The sequence below is a fragment of the Agrobacterium sp. SOY23 genome, from assembly GCF_027212525.1.
Lineage (GTDB): Bacteria > Pseudomonadota > Alphaproteobacteria > Rhizobiales > Rhizobiaceae > Agrobacterium > Agrobacterium tumefaciens_I.
In genome coordinates this window covers 328,254-351,818 of the sequence record NZ_JAPWDT010000005.1, presented here as the reverse complement: position 1 = coordinate 351,818, position 23,565 = coordinate 328,254, and the positions used below count along the sequence as shown (strand labels likewise).

The following is a 23,565-nucleotide window of genomic DNA, read 5'->3' as shown; positions in this document are numbered from 1 at the left end:
CAAAAAGAGTATAAATGGGAGAGTGCATCGTGAACGAACAGATTTCTGCCGCAAGCCTTTATGACCGCGTCAGCCGCGTCATTCCCAAGGCCGAATGGATGGGATTTCAGGATGATGTGGACGCGATCCTCGGGCTGAAGCGCAAACGCAACGCCGTCATCCTCGCCCATAATTACCAGACGCCGGAAATCTTCCACGGTGTCGCCGATATCGTTGGCGACAGCCTCGCCCTTGCCCGCAAGGCAATGGAGGTGGAGGCGGATGTGATCGTTCTGGCCGGCGTGCATTTCATGGCCGAGACGGCAAAACTGCTCAATCCCGAAAAAACCGTGCTCATTCCGGATATGGGCGCCGGCTGCTCGCTGGCCGATTCCATTACGCCCGAAGACATTGCCCTTCTCCGCCAGGCCTATCCCGGCGTTCCGGTCGTCACCTATGTGAACACATCTGCGGCAGTGAAGGCGGCATCCGACATCTGCTGCACCTCCGGCAATGCCCGGCAGGTGGTGGAATCGCTCGGCGTGCCGCGCGTGCTGATGCTGCCGGATGAATATCTGGCAAAGAACGTGGCGCGGGAAACCAATGTCGAGCTGATCGCATGGCATGGCCATTGCGAGGTGCACGAGCTTTTCACCGCCGATGACATTCGAGAACTTAGGGAAAGCCATCCCGGCGTCACCGTGCTGGCGCATCCCGAATGTCCGCCCGATGTCGTCGAGGCTGCGGATTTTTCCGGCTCCACCGCCGTCATGTCGGATTATGTCGGCCGCGAGCGCCCCGCCCGCGTGGTCCTGCTCACGGAATGCTCGATGAGCGACAATGTCGCCGTACATCACCCCGATGTCGAATTCATCCGTCCCTGCAATCTCTGCCCGCATATGAAGCGCATCACGCTCGGCAATATCCGCGCCGCACTGGAGGAAAATCGCCACGAGGTGACGGTCGATCCGGCCATCGCCGTCGCCGCCCGCCGTGCCGTGGAAAGGATGCTGGCGGTATGAGCGAGCGCTTCCCGTCGTCGCAGGACTGGACGGTCATTGTCGGCAGCGGCATTGCCGGGCTGATGGCGGCGCTGACGCTTGCACCGCAGCCCGTGCTGCTTCTGACGCGCGGCGCGCTCGGCGGCGAAACCTCCAGCGCATGGGCGCAGGGCGGCATCGCGGCCAGCCTCGGCCCTGACGACCGCGCAGCACTGCATCTTGCCGACACGCTGGCCGCAGGCGATGGCCTTTGCGATGAGGATATGGCTGTTGGCATCGTCTCTGCGGCCCCCAGCGTCATCGGCGCGCTGGAGCAGTCGGGCGTTCGCTTCGATCGGGATGCCGGCGGCAACTACGTTTTCGGGCTGGAGGCCGCCCATAGCCGGCGGCGCATTCTCCATGCCGAAGGCGACGGGTCAGGCGCCGCAATCGTCAGGGCCCTTGCAGCCACCGTTCGCCGCACGCCTTCGATCACGGTTCTGGAAGGCACGGAAGTGCGCCGGCTGATGACGGAGGATGGCGTGATCTCCGGTCTCGCCTGCCAGGGCCCAAGCGGCGGTTTCGTTCTGGCGGCAGGCCGGGTCGTTCTGGCCACCGGCGGCCTCGGCGGGCTTTATGAGGCGACGACCAACCCCTCCGGCAATTTCGGGCAGGGCATCATGCTCGCCGCCCGTGCCGGCGCCGTCCTTGCCGATATGGAATTTGTGCAGTTTCACCCGACGGCGCTTTCCTCGCCCCGGCGGCCGCTGGCGCTGGTGAGCGAAGCCGTGCGGGGCGAAGGCGCGCTGCTTCTCAATGAAAATGGCGAAAGGTTCATGGCGGCGGTGCCGGGCGCTGAACTCGCGTCGCGCGATATTGTCGCCCGCGCCATCGACCGTGAAATCCTGCGCGGCGGCAAGGTCTTTCTCGATGCCCGGCAGGCGCTCGGCTCCGGCTTTTCTACCCGTTTCCCGTCGATCGACCTGCTCTGCCGCGAGGCAGGCATAGACCCCGCCCGCGAACTCGTGCCGGTCCGCCCGGCCGTGCATTACCATATGGGCGGTGTCGCCACGGATGACAGAGGCCGAAGCTCGGTGCCCGGCCTCTGGGTTGCGGGTGAAACCGCCTGCACTGGCCTTCACGGCGCAAACCGGCTTGCCAGCAACTCCCTGCTGGAAGCCGCCGCCATGGGCATGCGCGCGGCTCAGGATATTGCCGGCCGGCCCGCGCCCGCGGCAAAACCGGTGGCTGACGCCATGCCCGACACAACAGCTGATTTTCCGCCGGCAGATCCCGCTGCTGTCCGACCCCTCGTTTCCCGTCATCTCGGCATCGTCAGACATGCCGCGGGTTTGGCCGAAGCCATTGGCGATTTGTTGCCGCTTGCCGAGCGGAACGGCCCGGCATCCGACCCGGCCGTCGTCGCAATCTCCATCGCCGTTTTCGCGGCCCTGCGGATGGAATCGCGCGGCGCACATTTCCGCGACGATTTTCCGCAAAAGGATGCGGTGGCGACAAGACGAAGGCTGAGCCTGAATGACGTCATCACCCTCGCCCACGAGCTTTCTTCTTCGAGCCTTTCAACGGCCGGTTTCGCGCGGAGCGCCTGACATGACCCTTTCCCCCCTGCCACGTCTCATCATCGAACCACTCGTGCGCAACGCCCTTCTGGAAGACCTGGGGCTCGCAGGCGACATAACCTCCGCCGCCGTCATCCCCGCCGATCATCGCTCGGTCGTCGTCATGGCCGCGCGGGAGCCGGGCATCATTGCCGGTCTCGATGCGGCGGAACTTGCCTTCCAGCTTGTGGACCCGGCGATCAGGATGACACGGCACATTCCGGATGGCGCGGCAGTAGCGCCCGGCGATGTCATCACAACCATCGAAGGGCCCTCACGCGGGCTTCTGACCGGGGAACGCACGGCGCTGAATTTTCTCGGCCATCTCTCGGGCATCGCCTCAGTCACCGCAAAAATCGTTGCCGCCATTGCCGGCACCAAGGCTTCAGTCGCCTGCACCCGCAAGACGACGCCGGGGCTCAGGGCTCTGGAAAAATATGCCGTGCGCGCCGGTGGCGGCATGAACCATCGTTTTGCGCTTTATGATGCCGTTCTCATCAAGGACAACCATATCGCCGTCGCCGGCGGCGTGCGTGAGGCCATCCGCCGCGCGAGACAGGGTGTTGGACATCTCGTCAAGATCGAGGTCGAAGTCGATACGCTCGCGCAGCTGCACGAGGCCATGGAGGAGGGCGTGGATGCGGTTCTCCTCGATAATATGACGCCTGAAACGCTGCGCGAGGCGGTGGAAATCGTTGCCGGTCGCGCCATCACCGAAGCCTCCGGCCGCATCAACCCGCAAACGGCGGCCGCCATTGCCGCAAGTGGCGTTGACCTCATCTCCATCGGCTGGATCACCCACAGCGCGCCGGTTCTCGATATCGGGCTGGACTTCCAAAGCCAGAGCTGACGAAAAGGGTTGAGGCGAACCCAGCCGCACGGAACCAATCGCCGGCATCTTCGTTATTGTCCCGCCTGAGGTCTATTCAAGGCGGGGGGATCAGTGCGCGCAAAAGCCTGTCCATATGCCTTTTGACCTCTCTCACAAAGGAAAGGCCTGTTATGGAAGACGCACAAGTTGGCTGGATTGCAGCAATCATCATCGGCGGCGTAGCCGGTTGGCTCGCCGAACAGTTCATGAAAAGCAATATGGGTGTTTTCATGAACATTATCCTCGGCATTGTCGGCGCCATCGTCGCCAATTTCCTTCTGGGGCTCGTGGGCGTCTCGCTCGGAGGCTGGATTGGCTATCTCATCGCCGGTTTCATCGGCGCATGCATTCTCATCGCCGTCGGGCGGGCATTTCGCCGATAAAGGGAGACCATCATGAGCTTTTTCGACAAGATCAAGAATGCGATTTTCGGCAAGGCCGAGGCCGCGCCGCAGACCTCCGCGCCGGCCGGAGCACCAACGACAACCGCAAGCCCGGCAGCACCGGCCCAGCCTGCCGCACCGACAGCCGCGGCTCCGGCACCCGCCGGCAATGTCGACGTCGCCTCCATTCTGGATGCCGCAGTCAAGAAGAACGGCCAGAAACTCGACTGGAAACATTCGATCGTCGATCTTCTGAAGGCGCTTGACCTGGACAGCAGCCTCGGCGCCAGAAAGGAACTGGCGGGCGAGCTCGGCTATAGCGGCGACACCTCGGATTCGGCGACGATGAATATCTGGCTGCACAAGGCCGTGATCAAGAAACTCTCCGAAAACGGCGGCAAGGTTCCGGCCGACCTTCTGGATTAACCGACAACGGGAGAGCCGCGATGGACGACTATTCCAGCCTGCGAGAACAGATCGGCCGGGACCTCGACACCCTGCACAGGACGGAAAACCCGAAGTCGATCTTCGAAATCGCCGACGATTATCTGCTGGGAAATCCAAATCTCAAGAGAGCCCTCGTCGAAGACATCATCAAGGAAGAAGCGGACAAGCGCGGCATCGCGATCCACTGACGCTGCGCATTGCAGGCGCGGCTGCTTTACGAGAAGGGCGGCATCCGGACCGGATGCCGCCCTTGTATATTTGGCAGAATTGCATCATCCACTCTCACGGCGCAGACGCGCCGTGAGAGTGGATGCCGGATCTAGTCCGGCATGACGGAGGAGAGGCTCTATTTATCCAGCTTCGCTTCGGCCTTTTTCGCATTTTCTTCCATCAGCTCATACCACATGGCATTCATGACGGCGAAGATGGCGGCGAGAGGCAGGCCGAGCAGCCAAGCGAAATACCACATGTTCGATCTCCTTCTTTCTTGATCAATAAGCGTGGCCGCTGTCGTCGCGGATCGCCTTTTCATCCACCTTGCCCCACAGCACGCGATAGACCCACGATGTGTAGGCAACGATCAACGGAACGAAGATGAGCGTGACGACCAGCATGTTGAACAGCGTCATATGGCTGGACGAGGCGTCCCACACCGTCAGGCTCGATTTCGGATCAACCGAGGACGGCAGGATGAAGGGAAACATCGTCAGCCCGACGGTGGCGATGATGCCGAAAATCGCGAGCGAGCTGGATAGCAACGCCAGAACTTCCCTGCGGGCCCTGAACAGGATGAAGGCGACGAGTGGGAAGACAAGACCGAGCGCCGGCGCCAGCATCATCCAAGGATGTGCGGCGTAATTCGCAAACCAGACGCCACCCGCAACCTCGACCGTCTTGGACAGCGGGTTGGAGGGGCCGTCGGTCACGACGTCCGAGGTGAAGCGATAACCATCGATCCCGAGCCAGAGAAAGACACCGCCGAGCGCAAAAAGAACGGTGGTGGCAAGGGCCGCCATGCTGCCAAAGCTGCGCGCACGGGCAGCCACCGGACCTTCGGTCTTCAGCACCAGCCAGGCCGCCCCATGCATTAGCAGCATGGCGACGGAAACGAGGCCGCAGAGAAGCGCATAGGGGTTCAGAAGCTCGAACAGCGTCGTGCCGTCGTAGAAAATCCTGAGGTCGTCGTTAAAGTGGAAGGGAACACCCTGCAGCACATTGCCGATGGCCACGCCAAAGATCAGCGCCGGCACAAAGCCGCCAACGAACAAGGCCCAGTCCCAGGCGCTGCGCCATGCCGTGCTCTCGCGCTTGGAGCGATATTTGAAACCAACCGGCCGCAGGATCAGCGCGAACATGATCGCCGCCATCGCCAGGTAAAACCCTGAAAACGACACCGCATAGAGCGGTGGCCAGGCGGCAAAAATCGCGCCGGCTCCGAGGATGAGCCAGACCTGATTGCCCTCCCAAACCGGACCGATGGAATTGATGACGACGCGCCGCTCAATATCCGTCTTCGCCACGAAGGGCAGCAGCGCGCCGGTGCCGAGATCGAAACCACCCGTCACGGCAAAGCCGATAAGCAATACGCCGAGCAGCAGCCACCAGATGACGCGAAGGATTTCATAGTCGATGAGTTGATGCAGGATCATGATATCTTACTCCGCAGCGACGAGTTTTTCAGGAACGAGCGGCGCTTCCGGCTCATGGTCCGGATCCGGCCCCTTGCGGATCGCCTTCAGCATCAGCCCCATTTCGACGATGAACAGCACCGTGTAGATGGCGATGAAGCACAGGAGCGTAATCAGCACCGTTGAAGCGCTGAGGCTGGAGACGGCAGCGGCCGTTGGCAGCACACCCTCGATGATCCACGGCTGGCGGCCGAATTCGGCGACCACCCAGCCCATTTCGGCGGCGATCCACGGTAGCGGAATGGCAAAGACCGCCACTTTCAGCAACAGCGGATAATGATCCAGCCGGCGGCGGGCCGAGAGATAAAAGAAGGTCGCCGTCAGCAGGATGAAGAAGATGCCGAGACCGACCATGATACGGAACGCCCAGAACAGGGTCGGCACATGCGGGATGGTGTCAGCCGCGGCCTTGGCAATCTGCTCTTCGCTCGCCTGACGCGGATCGTCGACATAACGCTTGAGCAGCAGGGCATAACCAAGCTCGTGGCCGAGTTCGGCAAAGGTGCCGCTCACCTCTTCAGGCAGCTGCGCGCCCTTGCCGGTGGCGCGGATCTGCATCAGCGCATCATAGGCTTTGATGCCATCGCGGATGCGGGTCTTCGCCTGCTCGACAAGATCGTTGATGCCTGGGATTTGCGTATCGAGCGAACGGGTGCCGATGAGGCCCATCACCCACGGAATCTTCACCGCAAAATGCGTCTCGCGCGCTTCCTGGTCCGGAAAACCAATGGCCGTGAAGGGGGCGGGTGCCGGCTCGGTTTCCCACATGGCCTCGATGGAGGCGAGCTTCATCTTCTGGTGTTCGGTGGAGAGATAACCGCTTTCGTCCCCCAGCACGACGACCGAAAGTGCAGACGCCAGACCGAAGGAGGCGGCTACCGTCATCGACCGCTTGGCGAGATCGACATGGCGGCCTTTCAGTACATACCAGGCGGAAACGCCGAGCACGAAGATGGAGGCCGTCACGTAGCCGGCGGAAACCGTGTGCACGAATTTCGCCTGCGCCACCGGGTTGAACAGGACCGCGAAAAAGTCAGTGACTTCCATGCGCATGGTCTGTGGGTTGAAGGCGGAACCCGTCGGGTTCTGCATCCAGCCATTGGCGATCAATATCCACAGCGCTGAAAAATTCGAGCCGATCGCCACGCACCATGTCGCCACGAGATGACCGAGTTTCGACAGCTTGTCCCAGCCGAAAAAGAACAGGCCAACGAAGGTGGCTTCCAGGAAGAAGGCCATCATGCCCTCGATCGCCAGCGGCGCGCCGAAGATATCGCCGACATAATGGCTGTAATAACTCCAGTTCATGCCGAACTGGAATTCCATGACGATGCCGGTGGAAACACCGAGCACAAAATTGATGCCGAACAGGGTGCCCCAGAATTTCGTCATCTGCCGCCAGATCGTGCGCCCGGTCATGACATAAACCGTTTCCATGATGGCGATCACCACCGACAGCCCGATCGTCAGGGGAACGAACAGGAAGTGATATAAAGCCGTCACCGCAAATTGCAGGCGCGACAGCGCCACTATGTCGAGTTCCATAGTCTTACCCACCTTTTCCGGAAGGCCGGCCTTCCATTTTCAAGACGACGCCGGCTCTCAAAAAATCTCAGTCCGGGCGCAGTGTCTCAAGCACTACGCCGTATTCCGGGGTGCCGCTTTGACATTCATCAAGTTGGCGCCCCTCTTTCAGCACGATGATACGATCGGCAAATTCCGCCTCGCGGCGATTATGGGTGATCATAAAGACAGTCTTTCCCGCTGCCTTCGCGAAAAGCCGGCCGAGTACATCCCGAGCAGTCTCGCCATCCAGCCCTTCCGTCACCTCGTCGAGAAGCCAGAGCGGCCGGTCGGCCAGCAGGAAACGGGCGAGCGCCAGCCGGCGCGACTGGCCGCCGGACAAACCCTGCCCGGCCTCGCCGAGCCTCGTTTCCAGCCCTTTCGGCAAGGTTTTGACGTGTTCGGCAAGCCCGGCCGCCTCGAGCGCGTCCCACAACTCGCCCACGGTTGCCGCAGGTTTTGCCAGCCGCAGATTGTCGGCGATGCTGTCACGGAAAAGCTGGCTGCGCTGCGTCATCAGGGTGGACGGCAAGGCACGGGCCGAGCCCGCAGCCGGGCGCAACTCGCCCGCCACCACCTGGATGAGGCTTGTCTTGCCGGCACCGCTCGGACCGACGATCGCGACCCGTTCCCCGCAGGCGATTGCGAGGTTGATATTCGTCAGAACCGGATTGCCGTTCCCTTCCCGCTCCAGACGCACGCCTATGAACTCCGCCGCCACGCCACTCGCGGGCAGTGCAGGACAGTGCGCCTCAGCCGTTGCAGAAAGGCGAGGCGCAATACGCCTTGCGGAAAACAGCGTGCGGCCCAGTTCCATCGCCCCGCGACGAAGCGCCGTGAAAGGCTCCAGCGCGGCGAAACAGACCAGCAGGCCAAGTGCAGCGGCGGGCGCACTCACCATCCCATGCTCCGCCAGCCAGGCCATGCCGAGAAGGGCGGAGCTCAGGAGAATGGCCGCCGAAAGACCAAAGGAAAAGCCGGCATTGGTCTCGATGCGGTTGAGGCTGTCATCGCAGGCCGCGAGATAATCATCCGCCCGCTTTACCGCCGCAACCTGTGCGGAAAGCCGCCCGGTGGTCAGCAGTTCCGTCTGTCCACTCACGAGATCGGCCGTGCGGGCGCGCAACGCCTCGAGCCCGATGGCCCGCCGGCGCGAGAATTTTTCCGCCCTCAAGGCAGAGCGCGCAGAAATGCCCAGCCCCGCCGCAATGAGGAAGGTTGCCGCCAGCACGCCGGCAAGCGGATGCAGGAAAGCAAGCCCGAAGCCGGTCACGAGCGCGGCGAGGATGGCGACGGCGGCAGGAACCAAGACGCGCAGATAAAGCGAATCCAGTGCATCGATATCCGCCGTCAGCCGGTTCAGCAGGCGCGCGGGCCTCGCCTCCAGGGATTTGGCTGCCTGTGGTGCGGCAAAACCACGAAACAGTTTCTCCCGAAGTGCTGCAAGCACGGAAAGCGTGGCTTCGTGGGTCGTCATGCGTTCGCCATAACGGGCGGCGGTGCGCGCCAGCGCCAGAAGGCGAATGGCGGCTGAGGGGGCAAAGACATCGAAAGCGAAGGCCGTCGCTGGCAGCAGGCCGGCAATGGCTGTCGCCGTGATGAACCAGCCGGACACGCCGAGAAGACCGATGCCCGCCAGAACCGTCGTGACCGCCAGAACCGCGCCCGCAAGCAGCATGCCGCGCCGCGTCGACCAGAACAGGGCGATGACGAGTCTCAATATGGCAAAACGCGCGATCATGGCTGCCCCCTCGAATGGATCGTCGTCATATCCACGATCCTGTCCATGCGTACCGCAAGCACCGGATCATGGGTCGCGACGATCAATGTCCTGCCCTCTGCCAGTCGCAGCAGACTATCCGTGACGAGAGCCGCCGTTTCCCGGTCGAGATGCGCGGTCGGCTCATCGGCCAGAACAAGCTGCGTTGTCGGGTCTGCGAAAGCACGTGCTATGGCGAGCCGCACCGCCTCCCCGCCCGAAATGCCATATCCGCCGTCACCGATCTGCAGATGCCGGCGCGCCTGCGTCAATCCATCCAGCCCGGTGCGGTGCAGGGCCTCTTCCACCATGGCTTCGCTGACCGCCGAGCGGCCAAAACGAATATTCGCCTTCAGGGACCCGGCAAAAAAGAACGGCTTCTGACTGACCCAGCCGATCGTTCCGCGCAGCCCATCCGCCGTTGCATCATCAAGCGTGACACCGCCGATCCTGATTACGCCCTCACCCGCCTCGGCCAACCCGGCAATCAAGGAGAGTACAGTGGATTTGCCACAACCGGAAGGCCCAAGAATCGCAACTCTCTCGCCCTGCTGAACCGTCAGGTTGAAATTCCGGATGACAGGCGGAGCGCCAGGGTAGGCGAAGGAAAGGTTGTTCATCTCCAGCAGGCCGGGCGTTGAAAATGGCGCGCGCACCACATCCGCACCCTCACCCACGATGGCCGCACCGCTGGCCGTTAATGTCGCGAGCGCATCGAGCGACGCCTCGCCGGCTGCGCGGTCGTGCCAGACGGCGGAGAGTTCCCGCAGCGGCTCGAAAAAGGCTGGCGCAAGCAGCAGGATGAAGAGGCCTTCGGCCAGCGTGAGCTTTTCACCCCAGGCGCCGAAATCGAGAAAACCGAGAAGGTGGAAACCGATATAGACGGCGGTCATGGCAACGCCGATCGCCGCAAAAAGCTCCAGCACCGCAGAGGAGAGAAAAGCGATCCTCAGAACGGCGATCGTCCGCTTCTTGAGGTTCTGCGCATCGGCCCCAAGGCGCGCCGCCGTCAGATCGACAGCCTTGAGCGTGCGGATCGTTTCCAGCCCGCGCAGGCGATCGAGCAGGAAGGCATTCATGTTGCCCGTCTCGGCCAGCTGTTTTTCACTGGCGGCCTTGGCCTGCCAGCCGATGAGCGCCATGAAAAGCGGGATGGTGGGCATGGCGAGCAGGAGCACCAGCGCTGCAATCCAGGTAAAGGGCAGGATGGCGAGCACAAAAACCAGGGGAACGATGGTGGCCTTCATGCGTGCCGGCTGGAACCGGGAAAGATAGGGCACCAGCGCTTCCGCAGCCTCCGCCACGACGCCTGCCGCCTCACCCGAGGCCGTGCGCGACAGATCGAGCGGGGAAACCTTCGCCACCGCCTGCAGCGCCTCGAACCGCCGCTGCGAAAGCGCTGCGCGTGCGGCCCGGAAGGACAGCCGCGCCGCGATTTTTTCCAGCCACGCCTTGAGGAGCCCGAGCATAAGAACCGCAACAGCCGCCGGCACGATCGCCATCATCGGCTCGCCATCGGCAATTTTTCCGACTGAAAAGGCCAGCAGGCCCGCCTGCGGCAGCCAGAGAAGCGCCGGCAGCACGTGCAGCAGGGCGACAGATCTGCCAACCGCCGGCGCATGTTTCATTTTCACCGCGGCCTTGTCGGGGGCCGTGTTGTGCCGGGTTCGGCCGAAGAATCGTCGTTGCCCGGCATCGGGCACGGGACAGTCTGCGGCATCACCATCGGCCGACCGGGGCATTTGTGCGGATATGGTCACGACCGATCACCCTCACCCGTTCTTCTTCGCGCCACGGGGTCTGGCAAGCGAGACGATCTTGTCCTTCGCCTCCAGAAGCTTCGTGACCTTCGAACCGAGCGCTAGAAGCGAGGCCAGCCTTTCGGTCTCCAGCCGCTTCACATCATCGTACCAGCCGGTCAACTGCTCGATCAGCGTCTTCATCTCGTCGATGCGCCTTTGCGCATGCCGCTCATCGTCGTTTTCCGGCGTCTCCATCAGGATTTCGCGCAGCACACTGAGGGTGGGATCGATCTCACGCTTTTTCCGCTCTTCGGCGAGCGTGCGCAGAATCTGCCAGACATCATCCGGCGTCGTGAAAAAATCGCGCCTGTCGCCGGGGAAGTGCTTGAGAATTGCAAGGTTCCACGCCTGAAGCTCCTTCAGGCTCATCGACACATTGGAACGGGAAATGCCAAGCGCTTCGACGATCTCGTCCGCACAGAGCGGCTGCGGCGAAATGTAAAGCAAAGCATAGACTTGGCCGACGGTGCGATTGATTCCCCAGCGGCTGCCCATCTCGCCAAAATGCAGCACGAAGGACTGAACGAGCGGTGACAGGCTGGTTGGCATTTCTTCGCTTCCTGAATTTTCAGTAATTTCTGAAATTTCGATAACGCAAAAAACCGCAGGCAGCAAATCACCTTTTTGACCTGCGTCAAAATGTGCAAAGTGGTAGCGGAGAGGTCCCCAATGGGCGGTTAGGGGCGATCAGGGCCGGCAAACTATGCGACTGTAATTTTGGGATAATAGAGCGAGTTGATGTTTGCTGCCTTCATGACCTCGCTTCCGTCATTCCGGCCCTGAGCCGGAATCTAGCCGACACGGCTCGCGCGCGACGGGAAGAGTCTTTCAGCCCAAGGGCTTGGGCTGGCTGGATACCGGCTCGAGGCCGGTATAACGGACAATTGGGCGTAGTCCTACATGGAGTTACGCGATCACGCTGCGGCCTTACGACAACCAATGATATCGATAACATCTTCCCGCATCGCGCTGCGCGAAAAAAACCACGCATAAAAAATCGGCGGCGGAATAATACGCCGCCGATTGAAATGCCGTCATATCCGTTCGCAGGAAAGCGCTTACGAAAAAGCGATCTGCACCTTCATGGCGCGGCTGCGATCCGAGGCGAATTCGAAGGCCGAGATGGCGTCGGCAAGATCGACCGTCTGGGTGATGAAGGGTTTGACGTCGATCAGGCCCTTGCGCATCAGCTCGACGCCGGTGGCAAATTCCTCGTGGAAGCGGAAGGAGCCGCGCAGGTCGAGTTCCTTGGCGGTAATCGCCATCATCGGCAGGCTCATATCGCCGCCGAGCCCGAGCTGGACGATGATGCCACGCGGACGCAGCGCCGTAATACCGCCGGCAAGCGCCACGGCCGCACCGGAGCATTCATAGAGAACATCGAAGGTTCCCTTGTTCGCGCCATAAGCGGCGAGCGCATCGGGCTCGTCCTTGCTGTTGATGACACGATCCGCCCCCGCTTCGCGCGCCTTGCCGAGTGTGAAATCGGAAAGGTCGGTGGCGACGATTTCAGCCGCACCCGCCCGGCGCGCAGCCAGAATGGAGAGGATGCCGATGGGGCCACAACCCGTGACGAGCACGCGTTTTCCCAGCAAATCTCCGGCGCGACGCGTGGCATGCAGCGTCACGGCCAGTGGTTCCGCCATGGCGGCTTCACCGGCACTGAGACCATCGGCCGGCACGCATTGCAGGGCGTCCGCCACCAGAACTTCGCGGAACGCGCCCTGAATATGCGGGAAGGGCATGGCGCTGCCATAAAACCGCATGTTGAGGCACTGATTGTGCAGGCCTTCCTGGCAGAAGCGGCAGGTCCGGCAAGGGCGGGAGGGAGAAACCGCCACCAGACCGCCGATCTTCAACCCTTCAACACCTTCGCCGAGTTCCTCGATGACGGCGGAAACCTCATGACCCAGCACCATGGGTTCACGGAGCCGCACGGCGCCGAAACCGCCATGATTGTAATAATGCAGATCGCTGCCGCAGATTCCGCCCCTGGCCAGACGGAGCCGAACCTCACCCCGCCCCGGCTTTTCCTCCGGCCGGTCTTCGATGCGCACATCCTTTGCCCCGTGGGCGACAATCGCTTTCATGACAACTCCCGTTCAAGCGCGCGCCACTGCGGCGCATAAAAATTCCGCATTCAAATTGCTGCCGCAAGGCGCGCCTTGACCCGCCTTGCCAGTTCGCCACCCGCCCGATACGTACCGAAAACGGGCGCGTCAGCCTTGACATCCGCCCTCAAACAGATGAATGTTATCGGTAACATATATCTTCACGAATGCAATGTCGAGAGACTGGAGGAAACAGTGGGCCTTAATTTGTTCGATCTTTCCGGCCGCCGCGCGCTGATCACGGGTTCGTCCCAGGGCATCGGTTTCGCGCTGGCGCAAGGACTTTCGGAAGCCGGGGCGGAAGTGGTGCTGAACGGGCGGGACGAGGCGAAGCTGAAAGCCGCCGCCGCCGGCATCAAGGGCGCGAGGACACTTGCCTTCGACGCCACCGATCATGGCGCGGTGCGCGAGGCCATCGACCGCTTCGAGGCGGAGGTCGGTGCGATAGATATTCTCGTCAACAATGCCGGCATGCAGCACCGCACGCCGCTTGAGGATTTTCCGGCCGATGCCTTCGAGCGCCTGCTGCAGACCAATATCGCCTCGGTATTCCACGCCGGACAGGCCGCCGCGCGCCACATGATTTCGCGCGGGCGTGGCAAGATCATCAATATCGCCAGCGTTCAGACCGCACTTGCCCGCCCCGGCATTGCCCCCTACACCGCCACCAAGGGTGCAGTCGGCAATCTGACGAAGGGCATGGCAACGGACTGGGCCAAATATGGCCTGCAATGCAATGCCATTGCGCCCGGTTATTTCGACACCCCGCTCAACGCCGCCCTGGTAGCGGACCCAACCTTCTCGGCATGGCTTGAAAAGCGCACGCCGGCCGGACGCTGGGGCAAGGTGGAAGAGCTTGTCGGCGCCTGCATTTTCCTGTCATCCGACGCCTCGTCCTTCGTGAACGGCCATATTCTCTACGTCGACGGCGGCATCACCGCCTCGCTTTAAAAATGCCATTTCCGGATGGTGGGCCGCGGCCACCATCCGGATGTGACCTGACGATACCACGACACCTTGGGAGGAGGCCGTGAACAGCATGACCGAGAAGAACAAAGTCGCCCTCATCGGCGCCGGTGCCATGGGCGGTGCGATCGGCACGCGGCTGGTGGAGACCGGCAATCACCTGACGGTTTTCGATCTGGATGCGGAAAAGGTGGCGGCGCTGACCAGCCTTGGCGCGGAGAGCGCCCCAACCGCGGCGGCGGCGGCCGCCGTTTCCGACGTGGTCATCCTCAGCCTCAATTCGCCAAAAATCGTCCGCATCGCCGTCTTTGGCAAGGATGGCGTGGCGGCCGGGGCAAAACCCGGTACGCTGATCATCGACATGTCCTCCATCGACCCGGAAGCGACCAAGGAACTGGCGGCCGATGCCGCTGAAAAGGGGCTGCGCTGGGTGGATAGCCCGCTTTCAGGCGGTGCACCCAAGGCGCTCATCGGGCAATTGACCCTGATGGCGGGCGGCAGCGAGAAGGATGTGGCCGATGCCCACCGCGTGCTGCAGCATGTGGCCAGCAACTACACCCATATGGGCCCCTGTGGCGCCGGGCAGACGACCAAGCTCATCAATCAGGTTCTCTGCGGCCTGAACTTCCTCGCCGTGGCGGAAGCAACACAGCTTGCGCTGGATGCCGGCGTCGATGCCGCCAAGATACCGGAGGCACTGAAGGGCGGCCGCGCCGACAGCGCCATCCTGCAGGAATATATGCCGCGTTATGTGGCGAAGGACTACCGCCGCACCGGCCGTATCGACAATATGGTCAAGGATCTGAATGGCGCGCAGGATCTCGCCCGGCGCACCAACACGGCCATGCCGCTGACGGCAGTTTGCGCCGAGGTGCACCGCATGCTGACGGCGGCGGGGCTAGGCGGAGAAGACCAGGCGGCGCTGATGGAATTTTTCAGCGGCGCAAAACGAACCTTCCCGGACTGATCTCCATCGCGGGCGCCATACCCTCATGCAAATAAGGTTGCGGAAAGCGCCGGCCATGGATGGTGCGGCGCATCATAGCCATTGCGAAATGTCGCTGCAGCGAAGATGATCGGGCGAATCGGCGGGCAATCGGCCCGGCCGTCGCAGATGCATGCATGCAAAGGACAATTCCCGATGACCACTTCCGCAACAGGCACGGGGATTGCCAGTCTGACCGTTTCCGGAAACGGTTTTTACGCCGAAATCGCCTATGAGGGCGCAACGCTTCTCAGCTGGCGGCCGCTCTCTGCCGATGGTGAAAAGGGCGACGATCTGGTTGACGGATATCTGACGGCCGCGGAGTTAAAGTCGCAGAACGGCGTAAGAAACGGCTTTCTCGCGCCCTTCACCAACCGCATTCCGCAGGGCCGGTATGATTTCGCCGGGGAAACGCATCACATAGAGCCCGTGCTTGCCCATGAGGACCTTGTTTTCCATGGCTTTGCCCGCGCCCTGCCCTTTGTCCTCGACCGGTCCTTCGAGGAAAATGGCGCGCAGATTCTCGTCTTCCGGGCGGAAATAGCGCCGGGAGATTTCAGGGGTTATCCCTATCGGCTCACCATCGAGGTGGAATATCGCTTTGCCGGGCATGACGTCACCATCGACATACGCGGCATCAATCGCAGTGACCGGCCCCTGCCCTTCGCCGCCGGCTGGCATCCCTATTTCCGCCTGCCCGGCACGGCGTCCATCGACGACCTGCTTCTCACGCTGCCCTCGCGAACCGCGATCGAAACGGACGAGGATCTCATTCCCCTGCGGGCGCCACAGGGCGGGATAATCAAACGGGACGACGCCCGCTTTCTCCATGCGCCACTATCCGGCCATGTGCTGGATGCCTGCTTCACCGATCTGACCGCATCCGAAAACGGGCTTTACGAGACACGGCTCGAAAACCCGCATGACGGTTCGAGCCTCACGGTTTGGCAGGAGCGTGGCCACATGCATGTCTTCACCGGCGATACGCTGGCCCGCGACAGGCGACAATCCATCGCGCTCGAACCGGTGGAAACGCCCACCAATGCCTTCAACCATCCGGAACTTGCGGCTGCGATTACATTGCAACCGGGCGAAACACGAAGCTTCCGCTTCGGCGTCCGTTTCGAGGCGGGCCGCTGACTGGGGCACCGACAGGAGCTAGACGACCCTTCAGATATGCGTCGTCGGCAGCGACGAAGACAGCTTTACCGTCTCCATGGAGATATAGGCGGACATGTCATAAAGCTGAACACGGCGCAGGATCTGTTTGTAGACCGTGTCGTAATATTCGACATTCGGCAGCACCAGTTTCAGAATATAGTCGAAATTGCCGGTCAACCGGTGAACCTCGACGATCTCCGGTATGGTGCTGACGGCCGCATGGAACCGGTCCAGCCAGTCCTCGGCATGCAGGCCCGTTCTCACCAGCAGGAAAACCGTCGTCGGAAGGTTGATCTTCCGCCGGTCGAGCAACGCCATCGTGCCTGTCACATACCCCTCAGTCCGCAGCCGCGTGATGCGGCGCGAACAGGCGGATAGCGACAGGGAAACCTCCTCCGCAATATCGGCGAGCGGGGTTTCGGCATTTTCCTGGAGAATCGCAAGGATTCGGCGGTCACGATCATCAATCATCCATAAAGAATGCACCGGTTAACGCAATGGCGCAACAAGTTTGCAGATTTTCCGTATAATACGCTCCATACTTGCGTCTGCGCACTGAAATACCCGAAAAAACGCACGCCGTTTTCGTGGCGGCGATGGCATCCTTATCTTCAATCAAACTTGATAAGGGGAAACTTATGAAACGCATCGGCCTGATCGGCGGCATGAGCTGGGAATCCACCGCAACCTATTACCGCATGATCAATGAGGCCGTGCGCGACAGCCGCGGCGGTCTGGTCTCGGCCGATATCGTCATGCATTCGCTCGATTTTTCCGAGGTTGTCGCCCTTCAGAAGGCTGATCGCTGGGATGAGGCTGGCGCGCTTCTGGGCGCTGCCGGTGCCCGCCTTGCCAATGCCGGTGCCGATTGCGTGCTGATCTGCACCAACACCATGCATCTCGTTGCGGACACGGTTGAAAAAATGTCGGGCGTGGCGCTCATCGACATCATCGACGAAACGGCTGCCGCCCTGAAAGCGGACGGGCGCCGCAAGCCGCTGCTGCTTGCCACCCGCTACACGATGGAACACGGCTTTTACACCGACCGCATGCGCCAACACGGCGTCGACGTGGTTGTGCCCGAGGCGGAAGACCGGGCTGCAATCCACGACATCATTTTCGGCGAGCTGTGCCAGGGCGAAATCAAGTCCTGCTCGCGTGAACGCTACCTTGCCGTCATCGAAAAGGCCCGTGCGCTGGGTGTCGATTCCGTCATTCTTGGCTGCACCGAAATTTCCCTGCTGATCGATCCCGATGCGCTGCCGCTGCCGGGTTACGATTCGACCGCCATTCACGCGAAGGCCGCCGTCGGCTTCGCGCTCGGAAACAAGGCTTTCGACAGAGCCGCATGAATGTGCCGCCTTTTTGCCTATTCCGGTAAACCCGTCTGGCTCGACAGCCTGCTGATCGAGCCGGAAGCGTCGCTGGTCAGCCAGTCCATGGCCGCAAGGGAAGCAAAAACCGTTGTCAATGGCGATGGTTGCGGCCTTGGATGGTACGGTGAGCGGGGAACGCCTGGCGTCTTTCGCGACACAAGGCCCGCCTGGTCCGATGCCAATCTGGCCGCCCTTTGCCATCAGCTTCGCTCCGGCATGTTCATGGCCCATGTCCGCTCCGCCACATCAGGCGAAGTCTCCCGTGCCAATTGCCATCCCTTTGCACATGGCCAATATCTCTTCATGCATAACGGCCAGATCGGCGGTTACGAGCAGATAAGGCGCGACATCGATTCCCTTATCCCGGACGATATCTATGCCTCCCGGCGCGGCACCGGCGACAGTGAAGCCATTTTCCTGATCGCCGCCGGCCTCGGCCTCGATGCCGATCCGGTACAGGCCATCTCCACAGCACTGCATCTCTGCCAGCAAAGGATGATTGCGGCGGGCGTCTCCTCGGCCCTGCGGTTCAGCGCCGTGTTGATGGATGGCGATTGCCTGCATGCCTTCCGCTGGTCGAGCGACGACAAGCCGCCGACGCTTTACTGGCGTGGGCTGGACGACGGCATTGCGTTGAGTTCGGAACCCTTTTCCTTCGACTGCACCCCGTGGTGCGCCGTTCCGCCGAATACCAGGGTAACGATCCGCGCCGGCGAAATGGCGATGGAGCCCTTTTCCCTGCCATAAACATCGCCGTTGATGGCAGGGAAAAGGCCGGTTTTTATGCCTGCGCCGCCCTATGTCGGCGCGACGGCCGCACCGTTGCATTTATTTTATTGAATTTTCGCGACCGCGAAGGCTAGTGTGTGATCCGATAGTTCGAAACAGATTTCAGGACCGGTGAACCATTTCAGAAGTATTGCAGCCTCTTCCCCTTTTCTGAGCGATGCCGGGCATCGCAAGGACCAAGAAAATCCGTTCAAGAACGGCACAGACAGGGCTGGCAAAGCTTTCGGCGATCCTTGGGAGGCCGAGAAAAACTCTTATTTTTCATTATGCTAAGCCGTTCAATTTTCCGAAAAAATTGCTGTTGCCACGCCTCCATATCGATGCATAAACTGGCATCAACAAAGGCAAGCCGGATCAACCTCTCAGACCCTCTCCTCCCACCAAGGTGCTGACCGACCAATGATCAATAATCTCAACGCCGCTGATCTTCCCCGCCCCGCCCCGCGCAGTTCCAACCCGGAAATCATGGCGTCGGAAATCATCGAACGCCTCACCTACCGCATCGGCAAGGACGTGAAGGTTGCCAAGCCGCATGACTGGCTGACCGCAACCATCCTCGTCGTGCGCGACCGCATCATCGACAAGTGGATGGAATCCACCCGCAAGGCCTATGCCAACAATTCCAAGCGCGTTTATTACCTGTCGCTGGAATTCCTGATCGGCCGCCTGATGCGCGACGCCATTTCCAATATCGGCCTGATGCATGAAATCCGCGACGCGCTGTCCTCGCTCGGTGTCGATCTGGACGTCATCGCCGGGCTGGAACCGGATGCGGCACTCGGCAATGGCGGCCTCGGCCGACTTGCGGCCTGTTTCATGGAATCCATGGCGACCGTCGATATTCCCGCCTATGGCTATGGCATCCGTTACGTGCACGGCCTCTTCCGCCAGCAGATGGCGGATGGGTGGCAGGTGGAACTGCCGGAAACCTGGCTGGCGCATGGCAATCCCTGGGAATTCGAGCGCCGGGAAAGCTCCTATGAGGTCGGCTTCGGCGGATCGGTTGAGACCATCGGTGGTTATGAAGATCCGCAGCGTTTCGTCTGGAAACCGGCCGAACGCGTCATCGCCATGGCCTATGATACGCCGGTCGTCGGCTGGCGTGGCACCCGCGTCAACACGCTTCGCCTGTGGTCGGCACAGCCGATCGACCCCATTCTTCTCGCCGCCTTCAACGCCGGCGACCATATCGGCGCCTTGCGCGAAAGCAACAAGGCGGAAAGCCTGACACGGGTTCTCTACCCTGCGGACGCGACGCCCGCCGGTCAGGAACTGCGCCTCAGGCAGGAGTTCTTCTTCTCCTCCGCGTCGCTGCAGGACATTCTGCGCCGTCACCTGCAGCAATATCCTGATTTCACCTCGCTGCCTGAGAAGGTTTCGATCCAGCTCAACGATACGCATCCGGCCATTTCCATCGCCGAGATGATGCGTCTTCTGTGCGATGTGCACGGCCTGGAATTCGACGAAGCCTGGAAGATCACCCAGGGCACCTTCTCCTACACCAACCACACGCTGCTGCCGGAAGCGCTGGAAAGCTGGCCGGTGCCGCTGCTCGAGCGCCTTCTTCCAAGACATATGCAGATCGTCTACGCGATCAATGCCAATACGCTGGTTTATGCCCGCAAGGAAAAGAAGATGGCGGATCAGCAGATCCGCTCCATCTCGCTGATCGATGAAGGCGGCGAGCGGCGCGTGCGCATGGGCAATCTCGCTTTCATCGGCTCGCATTCGATCAATGGCGTTTCCGCCCTTCATACCGATCTGATGAAGGAAACGGTCTTTGCCGACCTGCACAGCCTTTACCCCGACCGCATCAACAACAAGACCAATGGCATCACGCCGCGTCGCTGGCTGATGCAGTGCAATCCCGGCCTGACCAGCCTGCTGCGCGAAGCAATCGGCGATGATTTCCTCGACGACGCGGAAAAGCTGACCGCGCTTGATCGTTTTGCCGACGATGCCGGTTTCCGCGAGAAATTCGCCGAGGTGAAGCGTCTGAACAAGGTGCGGCTGGCGAATACGGTCGCGCAGCGCATGGGCATCCGCGTCGATCCCTCGGCCATGTTCGACATCCAGATCAAGCGTATCCACGAATATAAGCGCCAGCTTCTGAACCTCGTGGAAACGGTGGCGCTTTACGACCAGATCCGTTCTCACCCGGAACTGGACTGGGTGCCACGCGTTAAGTTCTTCGCAGGCAAGGCGGCGCCGAGTTATCACAACGCGAAGCTGATCATAAAGCTTGCCAACGATATTGCCCGGGTCATCAACAACGATCCGGCCGTGCGCGGGCTTCTGAAAGTGGTGTTTGTTCCGAACTATAACGTCTCGCTTGCGGAAATCATGGTTCCCGCCGCCGATCTTTCGGAACAGATTTCGACGGCCGGCATGGAAGCCTCCGGCACCGGCAATATGAAATTTGCCCTGAACGGCGCGCTCACCATCGGCACGCTCGATGGCGCCAATGTCGAAATGCGCGATCATGTCGGTGCGGAGAATATCGTCATCTTCGGCATGACGGCGGATGAAGTGGCCAAGGCCCGCGCTGAAGGTCACAATCCTCGTGCGATCATCGAACAATCCGCGGAACTGTCGCAGGCATTGTCGTCCATCGCGTCAGGCGTGTTCTCGCCGGATGATCGTTCCCGTTTTTCGGGTCTGATCGACGGGCTCTATAACAGCGACTGGTTCATGGTCGCCGCTGACTTCGACGCCTATGCCAATGCGCAGCGCGAAGTGGACGCGATCTGGAGCGATCCGGATAGCTGGTATGCCAAGACAGTGCGCAACACGGCGCGTATGGGCTGGTTCTCGTCCGACAGGACGATCCGCCAATATGCCACCGAGATCTGGAGAGCCTGATGAAAAAACCGCTCAATTCGGCCGAAGAGAAAAAGACTGGCGAAATCACGAAGGCTGAAATCGAGGCGATCAAGAGCGGTTTGCATTCCAATCCCTTTGCCCTTCTCGGTGTTCACGAAACGCCGGAAGGGTTTTCCGCCCGCTGTTTCATTCCCGGTGCCGAGGAGGTTTCCGTCCTGACGCTGGATGGAAACCTCGTGGGCGAGTTGAAACGGCTTGATCCGGACGGTTTTTTCGAAGGCCGCATCGATCTTTCAAAGCGACAGCCGGTGCGCTACCGCGCCTGTCGCGACGATGCCGAATGGGCGGTGACCGACCCTTACAGCTTCGGCCCGGTTCTCGGCCCCATGGACGATTATTTCGTCCGTGAAGGGTCGCATCTGAGGCTCTTCGACAGGATGGGCGCACATCCACTGAAGCTCGAAGGTGTCGAAGGTTTTCATTTCGCCGTTTGGGCACCCAATGCGCGGCGCGTTTCCGTCGTCGGCGATTTCAACAATTGGGATGGCCGCCGGCATGTCATGCGTTTCCGCAAGGACACCGGCATCTGGGAAATCTTCGCGCCGGACGTCTATGCCGGCTGCGCCTACAAGTTCGAAATCCTCGGCGCCAATGGCGAGCTTCTGCCGCTGAAGGCCGACCCCTATGCCCGCCGCGCCGAATTGCGGCCGAAGAACGCTTCCGTCACCGCGCCGGAGCTGTCGCAAAAATGGGAAGATCAGGCCCACCGCGAACATTGGGCGCAGGTGGATCAGCGCCGCCAGCCGATCAGCATTTACGAGGTGCATGCCGGCTCCTGGCAGCGCCGCGAGGACGGCACCTTCCTCAGCTGGGATGAACTCGCCGCCCAGCTCATCCCCTATTGCACCGATATGGGCTTCACCCATATCGAATTCCTGCCCGTCACCGAACATCCCTATGACCCCTCCTGGGGTTACCAGACGACCGGCCTTTACGCCCCGAGCGCCCGTTTCGGTGATCCCGAGGGTTTTGCCCGTTTCGTCAACGGCGCCCACAAGGTCGGTATCGGGGTGATCCTCGACTGGGTTCCCGCGCATTTTCCGACCGACGAGCACGGGTTGCGCTGGTTCGACGGCACGGCGCTTTACGAACATGCCGATCCGCGCCAGGGTTTCCATCCCGACTGGAACACGGCCATCTATAATTTCGGCCGCATCGAGGTGATGTCCTACCTCATCAACAATGCGCTTTATTGGGCCGAAAAATTCCATCTCGACGGCCTGCGCGTGGATGCGGTCGCCTCGATGCTCTATCTCGATTATTCCCGCAAGGAAGGCGAGTGGATCCCCAACGAATATGGCGGGCGCGAAAACCTGGAATCCGTCCGCTTCCTGCAGAAGATGAATTCCCTCGTCTACGGCACCCATCCGGGCGTCATGACGATTGCCGAGGAATCCACCTCCTGGCCGAAAGTATCGCAGCCGGTCCACGAGGGCGGCCTCGGTTTCGGCTTCAAATGGAACATGGGCTTCATGCACGACACGCTGAGTTATTTCTCGCGTGAGCCGGTGCATCGCAAGTTCCACCATCAGGAACTGACTTTCGGCCTGCTTTATGCCTTCAGCGAAAATTTCGTGCTGCCGCTTTCCCATGACGAGGTGGTGCACGGCAAAGGTTCGCTGATCGCCAAGATGTCCGGCGACGACTGGCAGAAATTCGCCAATCTCCGGTCTTATTACGGTTTCATGTGGGGTTACCCCGGCAAGAAGCTGCTGTTCATGGGGCAGGAGTTCGCCCAGTGGAGCGAATGGAGCGAAAAGGGCTCGCTCGACTGGAACCTGCGCCAATATCCGATGCATGAGGGCATGCGCCGCCTCGTGCGCGATCTCAACCTCACCTATCGATCCAAAGCTGCCCTGCACGCCCGAGACTGCGAACCCGACGGCTTCCGCTGGCTTGTGGTCGATGATCACGAGAATTCCGTCTTCGCCTGGCTGCGCACGGCGCCCGGCGAAAAACCGGTGGCGGTCATCTGCAATCTGACCCCGGTCTATCGGGAAAATTATTATGTGCCGCTGCCCATCGCCGGGCGGTGGCGGGAGATTCTCAACACCGACGCCGAAATTTATGGCGGCAGCGGCAAGGGAAATGGCGGGCGCGTTCAGGCGGTCGATGCCGGAGGAGAAATCGGCACGATGCTCGTCCTGCCGCCGCTCGCGACGATCATGCTCGAGCCGGAAAACTGACAGACAGAAAGGGAGGA

The 23,565-nt window shown here is 61.1% G+C and carries 21 protein-coding genes; 13 read left to right on the top strand and 8 right to left on the bottom strand.

The features are described from left to right. The first annotated feature begins 29 nt into the window (after nucleotides 1–29). The 6 genes from nadA to O3S81_RS16875 all read left to right on the top strand — a co-directional run bounded on the left by nadA (nucleotide 30) and on the right by O3S81_RS16875 (nucleotide 4,467). Nucleotides 30–1,001: a quinolinate synthase NadA gene (gene nadA / locus O3S81_RS16900; RefSeq protein ID WP_269344974.1), complete on the top strand. Its 972-nt coding sequence runs from the start codon at nucleotides 30–32 to the stop codon at nucleotides 999–1,001. Continuing rightward, complete coding sequence (locus O3S81_RS16895) at nucleotides 998–2,569, top strand: L-aspartate oxidase (protein WP_269344972.1); 1,572 nt, start codon at nucleotides 998–1,000, stop codon at nucleotides 2,567–2,569. The genes nadA and O3S81_RS16895 overlap by 4 nt, the downstream gene beginning before the upstream one ends. A gap of 1 nt (nucleotide 2,570) precedes the next feature. Continuing rightward, nucleotides 2,571–3,428 carry a carboxylating nicotinate-nucleotide diphosphorylase gene (gene nadC / locus O3S81_RS16890; RefSeq protein WP_269344970.1) on the top strand — a complete coding sequence of 286 codons (858 nt, stop codon included), beginning with the start codon at nucleotides 2,571–2,573 and terminating at the stop codon, nucleotides 3,426–3,428. A gap of 152 nt (nucleotides 3,429–3,580) precedes the next feature. Further along, entirely contained in the window at nucleotides 3,581–3,832 is a 252-nt protein-coding gene (locus O3S81_RS16885; RefSeq protein ID WP_004437812.1) for a GlsB/YeaQ/YmgE family stress response membrane protein, read from the top strand. A 12-nt stretch (nucleotides 3,833–3,844) separates the two neighbouring features. Continuing rightward, nucleotides 3,845–4,258 (top strand): DUF3597 domain-containing protein, encoded by a 414-nt coding sequence (locus O3S81_RS16880; protein ID WP_269344965.1) that lies wholly within the window; start codon nucleotides 3,845–3,847, stop codon nucleotides 4,256–4,258. Between the two features lie 20 nt (nucleotides 4,259–4,278). Next, nucleotides 4,279–4,467, top strand: a complete 189-nt coding sequence (locus O3S81_RS16875) for a hypothetical protein (RefSeq protein ID WP_269344963.1) — start codon at nucleotides 4,279–4,281, stop codon at nucleotides 4,465–4,467. Nucleotides 4,468–4,625: 158 nt separating this feature from the next. Here the strand turns inward: O3S81_RS16875 and cydX are convergent, their stop codons facing one another. The 7 genes from cydX to O3S81_RS16840 all read right to left on the bottom strand — a co-directional run bounded on the left by cydX (nucleotide 4,626) and on the right by O3S81_RS16840 (nucleotide 13,181). Beyond that, complete coding sequence (gene cydX / locus O3S81_RS16870; RefSeq protein WP_003508602.1) at nucleotides 4,626–4,748, bottom strand: cytochrome bd-I oxidase subunit CydX; 123 nt, start codon at nucleotides 4,746–4,748, stop codon at nucleotides 4,626–4,628. A gap of 22 nt (nucleotides 4,749–4,770) precedes the next feature. Further along, nucleotides 4,771–5,928 (bottom strand): cytochrome d ubiquinol oxidase subunit II, encoded by a 1,158-nt coding sequence (gene cydB / locus O3S81_RS16865; protein ID WP_269344958.1) that lies wholly within the window; start codon nucleotides 5,926–5,928, stop codon nucleotides 4,771–4,773. Nucleotides 5,929–5,934: 6 nt separating this feature from the next. Further along, nucleotides 5,935–7,512 (bottom strand): cytochrome ubiquinol oxidase subunit I, encoded by a 1,578-nt coding sequence (locus O3S81_RS16860; protein WP_269344956.1) that lies wholly within the window; start codon nucleotides 7,510–7,512, stop codon nucleotides 5,935–5,937. 67 nt (nucleotides 7,513–7,579) lie between these two features. Next, complete coding sequence (locus tag O3S81_RS16855; RefSeq protein ID WP_269344955.1) at nucleotides 7,580–9,271, bottom strand: amino acid ABC transporter ATP-binding/permease protein; 1,692 nt, start codon at nucleotides 9,269–9,271, stop codon at nucleotides 7,580–7,582. Continuing rightward, nucleotides 9,268–10,917 carry a thiol reductant ABC exporter subunit CydD gene (cydD, locus tag O3S81_RS16850; RefSeq protein ID WP_442864936.1) on the bottom strand — a complete coding sequence of 550 codons (1,650 nt, stop codon included), beginning with the start codon at nucleotides 10,915–10,917 and terminating at the stop codon, nucleotides 9,268–9,270. The genes O3S81_RS16855 and cydD overlap by 4 nt, the downstream gene beginning before the upstream one ends. A 144-nt stretch (nucleotides 10,918–11,061) precedes the next feature. Further along, on the bottom strand, nucleotides 11,062–11,640 hold the full coding sequence (locus tag O3S81_RS16845; RefSeq protein ID WP_269344953.1) for a GbsR/MarR family transcriptional regulator: 579 nt from the start codon (nucleotides 11,638–11,640) through the stop codon (nucleotides 11,062–11,064). A gap of 509 nt (nucleotides 11,641–12,149) precedes the next feature. Next, nucleotides 12,150–13,181 (bottom strand): L-idonate 5-dehydrogenase, encoded by a 1,032-nt coding sequence (locus tag O3S81_RS16840; protein WP_269344951.1) that lies wholly within the window; start codon nucleotides 13,179–13,181, stop codon nucleotides 12,150–12,152. A 216-nt stretch (nucleotides 13,182–13,397) separates the two neighbouring features. Here O3S81_RS16840 and O3S81_RS16835 point away from each other — a divergent pair, with 216 nt between their 5' ends. From O3S81_RS16835 to O3S81_RS16825, 3 genes are all read left to right on the top strand, one after another. Further along, entirely contained in the window at nucleotides 13,398–14,153 is a 756-nt protein-coding gene (locus tag O3S81_RS16835) for an SDR family oxidoreductase (RefSeq protein WP_269344949.1), read from the top strand. Nucleotides 14,154–14,241: 88 nt separating this feature from the next. Continuing rightward, complete coding sequence (locus O3S81_RS16830) at nucleotides 14,242–15,135, top strand: NAD(P)-dependent oxidoreductase (RefSeq protein ID WP_269345144.1); 894 nt, start codon at nucleotides 14,242–14,244, stop codon at nucleotides 15,133–15,135. Nucleotides 15,136–15,309: 174 nt separating this feature from the next. Then, nucleotides 15,310–16,293 (top strand): aldose 1-epimerase, encoded by a 984-nt coding sequence (locus O3S81_RS16825; protein WP_269344948.1) that lies wholly within the window; start codon nucleotides 15,310–15,312, stop codon nucleotides 16,291–16,293. 30 nt (nucleotides 16,294–16,323) lie between these two features. On the opposite strand, the gene O3S81_RS16820 is transcribed toward O3S81_RS16825, so the two are convergent. Beyond that, nucleotides 16,324–16,785 carry an Lrp/AsnC family transcriptional regulator gene (locus O3S81_RS16820; protein WP_003508584.1) on the bottom strand — a complete coding sequence of 154 codons (462 nt, stop codon included), beginning with the start codon at nucleotides 16,783–16,785 and terminating at the stop codon, nucleotides 16,324–16,326. Between the two features lie 167 nt (nucleotides 16,786–16,952). Between O3S81_RS16820 and O3S81_RS16815 the strand changes: the two genes are divergently transcribed. From O3S81_RS16815 to glgB, 4 genes are all read left to right on the top strand, one after another. Further along, nucleotides 16,953–17,666, top strand: coding sequence for an aspartate/glutamate racemase family protein (locus O3S81_RS16815; protein ID WP_269344947.1), 714 nt, complete (start codon nucleotides 16,953–16,955; stop codon nucleotides 17,664–17,666). Continuing rightward, nucleotides 17,667–18,437: a class II glutamine amidotransferase gene (locus tag O3S81_RS16810; RefSeq protein WP_269344945.1), complete on the top strand. Its 771-nt coding sequence runs from the start codon at nucleotides 17,667–17,669 to the stop codon at nucleotides 18,435–18,437. It begins immediately after the preceding gene. A 441-nt stretch (nucleotides 18,438–18,878) separates the two neighbouring features. Then, nucleotides 18,879–21,341, top strand: coding sequence for a glycogen/starch/alpha-glucan phosphorylase (locus O3S81_RS16805; protein ID WP_269344944.1), 2,463 nt, complete (start codon nucleotides 18,879–18,881; stop codon nucleotides 21,339–21,341). Then, a complete protein-coding gene (gene glgB / locus O3S81_RS16800; RefSeq protein ID WP_269344942.1) occupies nucleotides 21,341–23,548 on the top strand; it encodes a 1,4-alpha-glucan branching protein GlgB in 2,208 nt (735 codons plus the stop codon). Before O3S81_RS16805 ends, glgB begins: the two co-directional genes overlap by 1 nt. The last annotated feature ends 17 nt before the right edge of the window (nucleotides 23,549–23,565 follow it).

Coding starts and splice junctions, on each gene's coding strand:
- O3S81_RS16895 (WP_269344972.1), top strand. CDS start 998: ATGAGCGAGCGCTTCCCGTCGTCGCAGGACTGGACGGTCATTGTCGGC.
- nadC (WP_269344970.1), top strand. CDS start 2,571: ATGACCCTTTCCCCCCTGCCACGTCTCATCATCGAACCACTCGTGCGC.
- O3S81_RS16885 (WP_004437812.1), top strand. CDS start 3,581: ATGGAAGACGCACAAGTTGGCTGGATTGCAGCAATCATCATCGGCGGC.
- O3S81_RS16880 (WP_269344965.1), top strand. CDS start 3,845: ATGAGCTTTTTCGACAAGATCAAGAATGCGATTTTCGGCAAGGCCGAG.
- O3S81_RS16875 (WP_269344963.1), top strand. CDS start 4,279: ATGGACGACTATTCCAGCCTGCGAGAACAGATCGGCCGGGACCTCGAC.
- cydX (WP_003508602.1), bottom strand. CDS start 4,748: ATGTGGTATTTCGCTTGGCTGCTCGGCCTGCCTCTCGCCGCCATCTTC.
- cydB (WP_269344958.1), bottom strand. CDS start 5,928: ATGATCCTGCATCAACTCATCGACTATGAAATCCTTCGCGTCATCTGG.
- O3S81_RS16860 (WP_269344956.1), bottom strand. CDS start 7,512: ATGGAACTCGACATAGTGGCGCTGTCGCGCCTGCAATTTGCGGTGACG.
- O3S81_RS16855 (WP_269344955.1), bottom strand. CDS start 9,271: ATGATCGCGCGTTTTGCCATATTGAGACTCGTCATCGCCCTGTTCTGG.
- cydD (WP_442864936.1), bottom strand. CDS start 10,917: ATGAAACATGCGCCGGCGGTTGGCAGATCTGTCGCCCTGCTGCACGTG.
- O3S81_RS16845 (WP_269344953.1), bottom strand. CDS start 11,640: ATGCCAACCAGCCTGTCACCGCTCGTTCAGTCCTTCGTGCTGCATTTT.
- O3S81_RS16840 (WP_269344951.1), bottom strand. CDS start 13,181: ATGAAAGCGATTGTCGCCCACGGGGCAAAGGATGTGCGCATCGAAGAC.
- O3S81_RS16830 (WP_269345144.1), top strand. CDS start 14,242: ATGACCGAGAAGAACAAAGTCGCCCTCATCGGCGCCGGTGCCATGGGC.
- O3S81_RS16825 (WP_269344948.1), top strand. CDS start 15,310: ATGACCACTTCCGCAACAGGCACGGGGATTGCCAGTCTGACCGTTTCC.
- O3S81_RS16820 (WP_003508584.1), bottom strand. CDS start 16,785: ATGATTGATGATCGTGACCGCCGAATCCTTGCGATTCTCCAGGAAAAT.
- O3S81_RS16815 (WP_269344947.1), top strand. CDS start 16,953: ATGAAACGCATCGGCCTGATCGGCGGCATGAGCTGGGAATCCACCGCA.
- O3S81_RS16810 (WP_269344945.1), top strand. CDS start 17,667: ATGTGCCGCCTTTTTGCCTATTCCGGTAAACCCGTCTGGCTCGACAGC.
- O3S81_RS16805 (WP_269344944.1), top strand. CDS start 18,879: ATGATCAATAATCTCAACGCCGCTGATCTTCCCCGCCCCGCCCCGCGC.
- glgB (WP_269344942.1), top strand. CDS start 21,341: ATGAAAAAACCGCTCAATTCGGCCGAAGAGAAAAAGACTGGCGAAATC.